Source organism: Crocinitomicaceae bacterium, assembly GCA_016708105.1.
GTDB lineage: Bacteria > Bacteroidota > Bacteroidia > Flavobacteriales_D > Crocinitomicaceae > JADJGJ01.
In genome coordinates this window covers 122,943-135,223 of record JADJGJ010000001.1, presented here as the reverse complement: position 1 = coordinate 135,223, position 12,281 = coordinate 122,943, and the positions used below count along the sequence as shown (strand labels likewise).

Genomic DNA, 12,281 nt, shown 5'->3' with positions numbered 1-12,281 from the left:
TGGTGTAATCGTTGGTTTAATTTCAGTTCTTTGCCCCTTCAATTTGAAATTCGGAGATTGAAATGTCTTTAAATACCGTTCCTGGATAATAATCTACCACTTCAAAGGTTATTTTGTCCCCTGTCTTTATTTCATATTCGGCAGTTAAATATTTTCCTAAGTATCTATTCTTAAAGTATTTTTCGATACTAAAAAATTGGAATTGCCATGTGTCAATCAGTATTACATAGCATATAATAATTTCGTTGTAGATGATCCTTAAAGTCTTAATTCGTCCGTGTTTCTCCCATTCAGTAATGGATTGAAGATTTCCGTTAAACAGATTTATTTGTCCGAAAAATTGGTATGCACTTGAATAAAATCTTTTTCCGGAATCAAATTTGAACTCAAATTGTATTTTTTTTATTGAGTCAGTTTGTAATTTAGTCCAAGAAGTATTTAAATCAAAATCGTTGATGTTCTGAATTTTGTAAGGCCATTCTTTGATTGTGGTGATAACCGAATCATATTTGTTCTCCATTGGAAAAGTCCAGATTCTCCAAGTTTCACTTTTCTTATATAATTCTATAGAATTTTCATAGCGCTCATCTTTTGATGAAATTTGTTCTGCGAATATCGTATCATAAATTAAGTCTTGTCCATAAACTTGACTCGATAAAAATACCAATGGAATTATAAAACGTATCATATTTAAATCTAAGTCTCTCTGATGATAAATGATAGTTAAAACAGCGCATTATGATGATGAATTATTATTCGAAGTTACTTGTCTATTTTTTGTATATCAACGCTAACGGAGACAGGTTAAAATCAGTTGCGTCGCTGGTGATCGAAGATACTGAACTTGATGTTAACTGACAAGCCGAGCCAACAAATTTTTAATCCGTCTTGCGTTAAAAATTTTTTGGTTGGCGGAAGAGAGTAAAGCCACCACAATTAGAAAACCTGCAAGCGCATTTAGGTTTTAGTTGCTGTTATAACCTGTTTAATCGAAGCCAATTTCTTCATAGTACCAGCGCTCATAAAATTGTAGTCTGCTATAGGACGCTCCAGTGATCTTTAAATCACCATAATTTCCGGGCTGTGCACCAAAATCATAAACGATCCTTTGTTCTGGTTCAAGGATACTGGTACTTTTAATTATAAACGAAGCTAAACTGTCCCCTTGTATTTGGAGATTGGTCTGATCATATTCTATCAAAAGTTCATCAAAGGTGCTGTTGGAAATTTGAAATCGGTCTTCACCTGAATGTTGGTAATGCGGTTCTTTCGTTCCGTTTCTTTCCGTTTCGTGAAATAATTTGATGAGTTCAATTTCGTCAAATTCTGGTAGAATATTAGCAGAGTCATCCAACATAGAAGATGATGCATCAACAAATTCCGCGGTATCAGAAGAATTTTGGTTACAACTGACCGCAATTAAAAGTATGAAAAACAATATGCAGTATAATCTCATGTCCGTCAAAATGGGTTATAACCCATCAATAAATATATCAATCTTTCCCAAAAAACCAAACTTATTCATTTTATCTTTTGCAATGTTATGCACGTTAACCCATATCACATCTCTATTGATATGTTTTGTTTTTGTACAATTCTGACCAATCTTTTTTTTTATTCACTTGAATGTTTGGCAGCGCATGCAACAACTGACTCAATTCGATTTTATCCCAAACTAAATTTAGAAACCAAAGGTAATTCCGCCCATAACTTGAAAGCCTTGTACAGGATACCCATACCAGCGTTGATAGCGTTGCGCAGCCAGATTATTGAATTGCAGAAATGCTGAAAGGCGGCGGCTGTAACGGTATTCAACATGTAAATTGGCATCAGCAATAATTCCTAGATCAACATCAGCAGAGGCAGCGTCAGCATCATATAAACCAAAAGGGCTTCTGCGACCACCCTTCAGAACAAAATCAGCTTTTACATAAATTTTATCATACAAATTGTAATTCCCTCTCAGCGTGAACACGTAGGTTGGTAAATGCCAAGCGTATTTATACAAATCACCAACTATTGTGCTTTTGTATTGATTGTATTCTCCCATCAAATCAATTTTCAGTTTTTCACCATTTTGATATGACAGAGATCCGTCAATCGTAAACACATTGATATCATTGTAAATTACTCTGAATTTGTATCCATCACTCAACACGGTATCATTCACAAAAAGTGGTAAATTATCAATCATTTTATAGGATACACGGGCATTAAACGAAACTGTTTTTGACAAGGTCCCTTTAATTCCACCATAGAAATTCATGGTTTTTGTATTGTATAATTTCACATTGTTGAGTATAAATTCATTTTCACGGTTGAGTGTTTTGAACGAATTTTGTTTTACACCACCATCAATTCCAACATAAGGAATAAACATGTCATTGAACAAACTGTATTTGGCTTCAACCACCGGCACTACTTTAAATACTGTATCAGATGGCGTGTCAAGACTCAAATCAACTCCGTAAGTTACTTTCCATTTATTTCCATACGTTGAGATTACCGGACGCAAATGAATCAACCAATTGATTTGTTCATGTTCAGAATAACCAGGCAAGAAAGCCGTATCAGCAAAACGATAATCATATTGATTGTAATTGATATCAAAATGAACAGCAAAAATATTTTTCTTGAAACGATAACGCATATCTGTTCCAATACTATAACTATGATTTTTTCCGTTGAGACCTAAACTGTCTTGGTCATTTTGAAATTCATGAAAATAATTATACTGTGTATAAATTGAATAAATGAGATGTGCACTGTCTTTACTAGTATAATTTGAAAAGCGGAAACTACCGCCAATACCTTGCACTCGGTTGGTGAGTGAATCTTTTCCAATCAAATTTGCTGTATCAGAAATACCATAATAATGATACCCATGATTGAGATAATTAAACTCAGGCTGAAAGCGGAAATTGGTTGAAAAAAAATCGCCAAATACTTTACCACTTGTTTGATCAAAACCTGATGGCGCATAATCTTTTATATTGCCAAAAGAAGAATTGTGTTTCAGTGCAATGCCGTAATTCACTTTTCTATTACGCATAGAATTGTAATAAAATTCACCCAGCGGACTGGCATAACTACCAATGCCCAAGCGCACATATCCGGGATACAATTTATCTAACTTTTCAACCAGTTTAATTTTTGCAGGTTCAATTGGAGTCACCATGATATCAGTTTTCATGTGACGTGATAACAAAGGATACTGTGTCACCTGATTAGCAATAACGGTGTCAAACACCACAGGGTTTTCAGCAATGCGATACGCCGGTGTAATGACGCGTTCACCCACGGTAATGTTAGTCCATATTTGTGGATCCTCTTGTGCAAATAAATTGACTGAGCAAACAAAAGCAAACCATATAGCTACTGAAGTTCTAATCATCATCACCTCCTATTTCTATAGTTCCACCATCTTCAATCTGAATACTTTTTTGCTGATTTTTGCGATTCATTAATTCTTCTTTCACAGCTCGCGCTTCTTCAAGAATACCATCGTTTTGATTTTTATAATTATCCAAAACCGAATTGATGGTGTATTCAGCTTGCACATAATCTTCAATTGCCATAGAATTTTTTGCTTGAAGAATAAGTGCTTTTGCAACCCAGTAACTATACGATGAGCGTTTTTTTACAATGGCTCTCACTTCCGTTTCTGAGCTGCTGTAATCTTGCTGCAAGTGATAAATATACGCGATCAGAAAATGTGATTCTGCTCCAATAGCCGCAGTACTATTGAAAGAAACATAGAGCAAATAATCCAGTGCGCCATCAAAATTTCCATCTTCAAATTCTGCTTTACCAATCACATAATTTGCTTCAATTTTTACATTGTCTAAGCTGAGTGAATCTCTGATAATATCCTGCGCATAAGGTTTAGCAAAATCCAATTCATTGCGAAAAGTATAACAACGCATCAAACCAATTTTTGCCGTCAACCTGTTTTGTGCATAGCTTGCAGAGATTTCTAATTTTTTATACGCATCAAGTGCGGCATCATAATTTTTCAAATCATACTCATGTTTAGAAACAACTAATGCGGCAGATTCAGTATAGAGTGATGTTGGTTTATCCAGTACTTTTTTATATGCAGCCACAGCAGCATCTTTGTTGCCGGTACGGTAATATGATGTTCCCAAATAGTAATTTGCCTCCAGCTCTTTTTGTGGACGAGCAAAGGTTTTCAGATAATTTTCAAACCCGGTGATTGCAGCACTATAAGATGAATCTTCAAACTGTCGCATAGCAGAAAGGAAATATTTTTCGTCTTGCTCTGCTTCATCTAATTGAATATTGTGATCATTCAACAAGGCAAAATATTTTTCAGGTTGCCCCATGGCAGAATATAAATCACCTAATCTTTCAAGCGCTTCTTTGTATCTGGTTGAATTTGGATACTCATTCACAACACGCAAGTAATAAGTTTCAGCAGTTTGAAATTCTTTATTGGTATGATGAATTACACCTAATTGAAACATCGCATCTACGGCATAGTTATGTGTTGGATAATCTGACAACAACTGATTATAATATCGCTTGGCATTAAAATGATCTTCGGTAATACGATACGTTTCAGCCACCTCATACAAGGCAGGAACAATGAAAACTGAACCCCTATGATTGTTCACAATATCCATCATGATAGAAATTTTTTCAGGATATTTTGAAAGAAATCCATACGATAATCCAATCTGATATTTAGCATAATCAACTTGACCTGCACCCACATCAATGGCCTTTTGGTAGAACAAAATTGCGTTATTATCATCAGCCGGTTTTTGAATAAAATAACAATCGCCAATTCTTAGATAGGCGTCAGCAATTTTGTCTTTAGCAGTTTCAGTAGTGCTTTGTGTAAACGTTCTGAACGCAGTAGCGGCATTAAAATAATCACTCTGGTTGTAGTAGCAATATCCAATATTGTAATACGCATCATTGTGCTGCTCAAGACCATAAGCACCGGGCTCTTCAACAAATTGACGATACGCCGCAATGGCTTTTGGAAAATCTTTTTTGCGATAATACACTTCGGCAATCCAATACAAACTCAATGCATTCAGCCGCGGATCTAAAGGAAATTTTTTTGTCAGCTTAAAATACTCTACTGACTTATCTAGTTCATTATTTTGAAAAAGTTCAACCCCGTAATTATATGCCATGATCTGGTATGCAACTTTCAATTTGAAATCTTTATTTTCAATTTTGTCTAACGAAGCTAATGCAGCCGGATAGTTTTTCATGGTGGTGTAAATATTCACCAGGTATTCATGAATGTCTTGATTACGGGTTGATTTTGGATATCTTGTGAGATAAAGATTAAACGCCTCTACCGCATCATTGAATGGATTAAAATCTAATTTATAACAGAGCACGGCATAATTGTAAAGAGCATCTTCTTCAACCTGAGCATCAAACGGCATGGTAGACGCAAGTTCAAAAGCATTACGCGCGTAATAGAGATTGTCTAGTTTCAGATAACACTCGCCAATATGGTAGAGTGAAATTTGTCCAAGTTCATCTTTTGTTTTTGCAACTTTATCAAACATTTTTACTGCGTTGATGTAATCATCACTTTTGAAATAGGCGTAACCTAACTGGTAATCATCATCACGGGTTGTTGCACTTTTACGGTTATAGCTTTCAAGAAACGGGACTGCTTCATCATACTTCCCTTGCTGATAAAATGCATCACCAACCAACTGCTCAATCACGATAGAATTTTTAGTATCAACCGAATCAAGAATAGAAGGGGCATAAGCAATCAACTCATCAAATCTACCCTGCAGGTAATATATTTGCGCAATATAATACGGCACTGTTTCAACGAATGAAGGTTCATGTTCCAATTTCAGAAATCCTTCAAGTGCGGTTTGATAACTTTTTTCAGTATAGGCAATGTGAGAATAATAATACAAAGCCGGACCGTAATATTCCGTATCTGCATTGATGATCTCATAGAATGCGTTGCGAGCAGCCTTGTAATCCTCTTCTTGAAAATTAGCATACCCCAATTTAAAATAATACTCACCTTTTTGTTCATCTTTCAATTCGTAAGGATCAACTTTTGAAAGCCAGGTGATTGTTTTTTTGTAATCTCGCTTTCTATAATAGTGTTTACCTAATTCAAAATAAATGTCCATTCGGTAAATACTTTCAGGATATTCAGCCAAGAAGCCGAGCAAAAGTTTTTCAGCATCAGCATGAAAAAGGTAAAGCGCACACAAAGCGTGATAATATTTTGCCTTGATGAAAAAGGGATCGTTTGCATCACCGAGTTCAGTCATGAACAAATTAAATTCTTGCTGCGCTGCAGAATATTTTTGTTTCTCGTACAAATCTTCAGCTGTGTGAAAACGTGTGTAATCACCCGTATAACGCTCAGATTGCTGCGCAAATAAACTTTGCACAGAAAAGAATAAAAGCAGTATCAATCCAATTTGTTTCATCCTGCAAATCAATTGCGTCAATAATTTCAGGTAGTATGCCTGCAATGTATCAACCTGTAAAAGTACGCCGGATGAGAAGGGGTATTGAGTGTGGTTTTTGAAAGTTATAAACGCAGCAATGTTAGAATTGGTACAAGAAATTTTTCTTCGGACAATTATATTCATCTTTATCGCTTTTAATAGAACTGAACACCAGCTGGAATAATTTTTATTCTTTTGTATCCGAATTCCATGGTAAATTCCAAAAAACACTATCAAATCATTGGCTGGGGACTTGCCGGAGCATGTCTCGCGATGGCATTATTCAAGCGTAAGGTTTCGTTCTCTGTCATAGATTCAGATAATAATTTCGGCACCCGAGTTGCAGCCGGACTAATCAATCCCATAGTTTTTAAACGCCTCACAAAAACATGGAATGTAGATTCAACGCTGCCGGCTGCCATTCAATTTTATCATGAAATTGAATATCTATCGGGTAATTCTCTCCTCAGTAAAAAAAATATTATTCACCCCTTTTCAAGTATTGAAGAACAAAATAATTGGGGAATGAAAATGCAGGAAAAAGCTTTTGAAAATTATATAGACTTCACAGAAAAAAATATCATAAAAGGCATTGCACTGCCTTATAGTGCGGGGCTTGTAAAAACTCCCGGGAATTTAAATACTGCCAATTTCTTAAGCAGTGTAAAAAGTATATTATCTGCTGAAAATATCCAATTTGAACAGACTCTTTTCAACTACGATGAAGTGGAAAAATCTCCTGAAATTGAATTTATTTTTTGTGAAGGCAGTTTGGTGACAACTAATCCGTATTTCAAAAAAATTCCCATGAAACCGGCGCATGGCGATATTCTCACCCTTGAAATTCCTGACTTGATAACAGAGGATATCATTTCAAAAAACATTTTTATTTTGCCAATAGGTCGTCAACAATTCAAAGTTGGTTCAACGTATAATTGGGAATTACAAGCACCTACTCCAACAACTGAAGGGAAAAAAGAATTGCTCAATCAATTGGAAAATCTCATCTCAAGCTCGTATCGCTTAATAAATCATGAAGCAGGCATCAGACCCACCATTGCTGACCGACGTCCGGTGATTGGTCAACATCCAAGGCAAAAGAATTGTTTTCTCTTCAACGGACTTGGAACAAAAGGTGTTTTACTGGCACCATATTATGCGAATCAATTAGCTGAATTTTTAGTTCATGGTCATCAGCCGGATGATGATGTGAATGTTTCAAGATTCTCTAAACGGCTGATATAATGTCATCCCTTCGGGATTATTGATTGGTTCACTATTCACTTGAGTAAAATATTATCCCTTTGGCATCTAGAGCATGGAATTAGATTAAACGAATAAAATAAATTTTAGTAGAAGTGTACGTTGATATGATGGTATACATATTGACGAGTCAAAATTAAAATTTGAGTACTATCTTTGAGACAAAGCGATAAGCCATGAGTGAATTAATAAAAAAATTACTGGAAGGAAATGTAAAATGGGTTGAGGCAACCAATAAAAGAAAGCCGGGATTTTTTAAAAAACTTGCTCAGGCCCAGTCTCCCGATTTTTTATGGATTGGATGTTCTGACAGCCGCGTGCCTGCTAGTGATATTACCAATACTTTGCCCGGTGCTATTTTTGTGCAGCGCAACATTGCCAACATGGTAATTCACACTGATGCAAATTTGCTGAGCGTGGTGAATTATGCAGTAAAAATTCTAAAAGTAAAACACATTATTGTATGCGGACACTATGGTTGCGGAGGTGTTGCCGCTGCTATGGGTAATGAGCATTTTGGTTTCATTGACAACTGGCTCATGCATATAAAAGACGTGTATCGTTTACATGAAGAAGAGTTAGATTCAATCAAAGATGAGAAAAAAAGATTTGACCGTTATGTTGAACTGAATGTGATTGAACAAGTGCACAATCTTTCTAAAGTCTCATTCATTCAAGAAGAATGGCATCAAGGTGAATATCCCTACATACACGGGTGGGTGTACAGTCTAGAAAATGGTCGTATCAAAGATTTGAAAGTATCTGTAAACAACAGTAAAAAACTGGATGATATTTACCAATACAAACCGTTGCGCAAAAAAAAAAATAAATAATTCTTAACCTTTCCGGATGTCAGGTGTTTACTCTTCAAATTTCAGAAGTCGGTAAAAGTCATCTTCAGAGATTAGGGTGTATTCATTCAATAAACTATCTGTATTGCAATTTCCGCAGCTTTGGTTGATGGGGTTTTCAAAAAATCCATAGATAAGCACATAATCCGGTAAAGATGTTGTGTTGTTGAGTTGACTGAAAAAATGAGAACAGGCATAGCTTGGATCATTGGCTCGTATCACAGGCAGAGGTGAATTTTCTATCGTACGCACAGGAAAATACACGTGTGACGTTTCATAATTTGCCAAGAAAATTACCTCCTTGTCAAAACAACCATAACCATATAAATGTCTCGCCTGCCAGTGATTTGATGTATTAATTGGCAAGACAGTTGAACTTGGCTCAATTTTATCACAAGCTTCAACCAAGCGTTGTGCCCATTTGCTCAGCGCTCTTTGTCCTTCACCGCGTATATCTAACTGAATAATTAATAAAATAGCGGTGGTTATCACGGCCGGCAAGGCAAACTTCCATGATAGCGGTAGCGTACAAATCCATGCCACCAACAATAAATAAAACAAATACAATACACGCACAGATATATATCCGCCGCGATGATCATTATCAGGCAGAATAAAATAAAATATCAAGCTGATCAATGCTAAAAATAGGAGAATCAAACCGGGAGATTTTTTTTTGTCTCTGAAAAAAAATAAGATCTGAAAAATTACTCCAATCAATGCAAGTAAGACCCACAGCAAAACATTGATACGCGTAGCCGGGTGCTCACCTGCGCCATGCCCCACCAAATGTTCTCCATTCAAAAGCATATTAACCAAATTTTCAAAAGGCAGATACGTGTATAGTTCACCCGGAATATGAATGCGTGAATACCAATAAACCAAAATCATTACCGGTAGAATAGTCAAACACAAAGCAAAGGATCTTTTCAACCAAGGTATCACTGCAGCTTGTTTATTGATGATAATATCAAGTATTAAATTCCTGCAATGAAAAACTGCCATAAAAAGCAAACATGCCATCAATACAGCAAGATGAGAAAAATACACTAAGAGCAAGAGCAGTGCAAGAACCAGCCAATTTTTAACAGTAATTTTTTTATTGAATCTTAAAAAATATCCCAAGGCAAACAACATGAAAACAAATGCAATGGAAAAATTGTAAAATCCTGAATATAAAAAAACACTCATACCAAATGGCAGAATGAGTAAAGTAATGATGCCGGCATTTGGATTGAAAGCGCGAACAAAATAGCGGAAGGAAAAAAGTAATCCAATAAAATAGAGGAAGAGAAATATTTTTTCAGCCCATGCAGCTTGAAAAATTAGACCGAGCAAACTCAAAATAAAATGACCTGTCCAGTTGGGAACGGGAATATTATTGAGGTGATAATATTGGTTCAATTCACCATGAGAAGCAAACACTAAATCAGTCAGCAACTGTGAATTATAGATGTGTGCCGGGCCATCACCGGTGACAAAATATACGTATTTAAAAAAATGACATGCAAATGCAACCACTGCAATAAAGAACAGTTTATGTTCCCAATTTTTTGTGAAGTATTGCGTGATTTTCATGAGCAAGAAAAATCAAAAATAATCAATTATTACAATGATATTTGATATTGCAATTGAACCATGGCGCGGTGATGCGAATAGGTTTCAAAACCAATACCGTAGTTATTAATGACCGGGCGCATTTGCAAATTGGCTGAAACCTTTGACTGATGTCCACCGGTTATGAGCCAATTCACGCCAAATTCATACATGACAATTAGATCAGAAAATCGGTCAAAATCAGAAATCTGACTGGCGACAAAATATTGCAGCGTGCCACTGCCTATAAGATTCTTTTTCATCATGTATCCAAGTAAAAGATAAATGGTGTTACCAGTACCAAAGGTTGGATATGCGTTACCTGCACCGTTGAACGATGAATTGGCCGCCAACACTCCATTCGCAGGATTCATGATGCCCGCGTTGCGCACGTAATTCTGTCCAAAATCATAACGGCTAAATGCACCATAAAATGAGATGGTGTTTTTCTTTTCTTCATGCAAAGGTATCTCCATAAAAACATCAGCAGCCAGCAAGATAAGATCACTAAAAAGTGTGTCACTTGCTGCGCCAAGATGCCACATTGCTTTTGGTTGATAAAAAAATCCCGCACCCAAATTGAATATTTTTTTGTTACCATGATAAGTGCCTGCGGTATACGGTACCGTATTATCTTCTTGATCAAAAAACTGATACATGAAGTAGCCATGCGTTTGCAATTTTGCCGGCAATGGAGAGAAGTCAGAAACCTGAGACAAGGGATTAACTGTCGCCGTTGCATTTACTATTGCAGCAGGTTTTGAAACAACCAAACGATAATCCAGTTTACCCAACTTGCCCTTTGCATATAGACTTAATCTGCGTGCAAAATAGTCGTCTGTTTCAATGGTAGCCAGTTGATAAAGTGGAATATCCAGTGCTAATATCATTCCTGCTGCCTGACTTGAGAAACGTGATAGGCCATTCCATCCACACAAGCCTGCACCAATGGATAATTTTGTTTGATACAGGACGAATTCACAAAGCGCATCATGAATAAAAAATCCTGAAAAATGTTTTGTGTTGTAGGTGAAATTATTCATGCCAAACTGCACATAGAAAAAACTACGTGGTGATACTTTCCCGGATAATACAATTCTGGTCCGCCTTAATCCAATGTCAAAAATATGGCGTTGAGAATAGCCGTTCACCGTTGTTCCCGGATTCGCATCAGTGTATCTGATCCATGTTTGATTCAGGAACGTGAGGCGGGCATATTCTTTCCCATCCTCAGAAAAATTGAAGCGAATTTGCTTGTTTGGAAATATCGCGTTTTGAGTTTGTGAAAGTCCGGTAAAAGCTAACAAGACAGCGAAAGAGAAATTGATCCAATATTTCATGTGCAGTATCATTTACATCATTGTCCAATCCGCAAATGGTGGAGTGAATTTACAATTTTTCAACTGATTTAATCCTGAATGATTTAATTTAATTCTGCTTTACCTCTGGTTTTTCCATATAAAATTTCCAGAACTCAATCATTAATCTGAAGACGATAATGATCAAATATGCAAACCAGGGATGTTGATCAAAATAACCAATACCTGCACTCAAGATAACGCTGGCAAATAAAGCGGCAAGCAGCAGGGTGATTGATTGCAGCATGAATTGTTTTTTCATTGAGAACCATAAATCAAGCACGGTTTTTTTCTGAGAAAACTTCAACCAGAAAATGGACGCAACATAATAGAAAACTAGCAAAACAATTATCCAAATCAAATCAGAACCCAGGTAAGAAATAATGCCCGACGTTGCCACGGCAGGATCATCTATCAAAGACCATGATAAGCTGAGTAAAGGTTGTCCTGATTGAGCAGCATATTCAGGTCCACCACTAAATATTAACAGTACCAAAAAAAAGCCGCATGCGACAAAAAAAAGCATTATCGGAATAACAAAAATACTCACAAGTACTTGCATCATTCCATCTAAAAAATCTTTAGCTATAAAACTCATCACAAAAACAATAGAGCATAAAACCAAAGTTTCAACAAAGATGAAAAACAAGCCATCAAACGTGGCGGGACGAATTATTGAAAACAAAATAATCATCAGAACAGTTAGCCCCAACGAGCGTAACAGGTTAGACTTATTA

At 36.2% G+C, this 12,281-nt stretch carries 9 protein-coding genes; 2 read left to right on the top strand and 7 right to left on the bottom strand.

The annotated features are described in order from the left end of the window. Positions 1–22 precede the first annotated feature (22 nt). The 4 genes from IPH66_00520 to IPH66_00505 all read right to left on the bottom strand — a co-directional run bounded on the left by IPH66_00520 (position 23) and on the right by IPH66_00505 (position 6,620). Positions 23–688, bottom strand: coding sequence for a hypothetical protein (locus IPH66_00520; protein ID MBK7127835.1), 666 nt, complete (start codon positions 686–688; stop codon positions 23–25). Between the two features lie 297 nt (positions 689–985). Then, positions 986–1,456: a hypothetical protein gene (locus IPH66_00515; protein ID MBK7127834.1), complete on the bottom strand. Its 471-nt coding sequence runs from the start codon at positions 1,454–1,456 to the stop codon at positions 986–988. Positions 1,457–1,681: 225 nt separating this feature from the next. Next, entirely contained in the window at positions 1,682–3,397 is a 1,716-nt protein-coding gene (locus IPH66_00510) for a TonB-dependent receptor (protein ID MBK7127833.1), read from the bottom strand. After that, complete coding sequence (locus IPH66_00505) at positions 3,387–6,620, bottom strand: tetratricopeptide repeat protein (protein ID MBK7127832.1); 3,234 nt, start codon at positions 6,618–6,620, stop codon at positions 3,387–3,389. The genes IPH66_00510 and IPH66_00505 overlap by 11 nt, the downstream gene beginning before the upstream one ends. Before the next feature lie 66 nt (positions 6,621–6,686). On the opposite strand from IPH66_00505, the gene IPH66_00500 reads away from it, so the two are divergent. Together IPH66_00500 and can are read left to right on the top strand one after the other, a co-directional pair. Then, complete coding sequence (locus IPH66_00500) at positions 6,687–7,721, top strand: FAD-binding oxidoreductase (protein MBK7127831.1); 1,035 nt, start codon at positions 6,687–6,689, stop codon at positions 7,719–7,721. Positions 7,722–7,915: 194 nt separating this feature from the next. Then, complete coding sequence (gene can, locus IPH66_00495) at positions 7,916–8,572, top strand: carbonate dehydratase (protein MBK7127830.1); 657 nt, start codon at positions 7,916–7,918, stop codon at positions 8,570–8,572. A 27-nt stretch (positions 8,573–8,599) separates the two neighbouring features. Here the strand turns inward: can and IPH66_00490 are convergent, their stop codons facing one another. The 3 genes from IPH66_00490 to IPH66_00480 form a co-directional block, all read right to left on the bottom strand. Further along, complete coding sequence (locus tag IPH66_00490; protein ID MBK7127829.1) at positions 8,600–10,168, bottom strand: hypothetical protein; 1,569 nt, start codon at positions 10,166–10,168, stop codon at positions 8,600–8,602. Between the two features lie 29 nt (positions 10,169–10,197). After that, entirely contained in the window at positions 10,198–11,526 is a 1,329-nt protein-coding gene (locus tag IPH66_00485) for a hypothetical protein (GenBank protein MBK7127828.1), read from the bottom strand. Between the two features lie 88 nt (positions 11,527–11,614). Further along, complete coding sequence (locus IPH66_00480; protein MBK7127827.1) at positions 11,615–12,238, bottom strand: hypothetical protein; 624 nt, start codon at positions 12,236–12,238, stop codon at positions 11,615–11,617. Positions 12,239–12,281 lie beyond the last annotated feature (43 nt).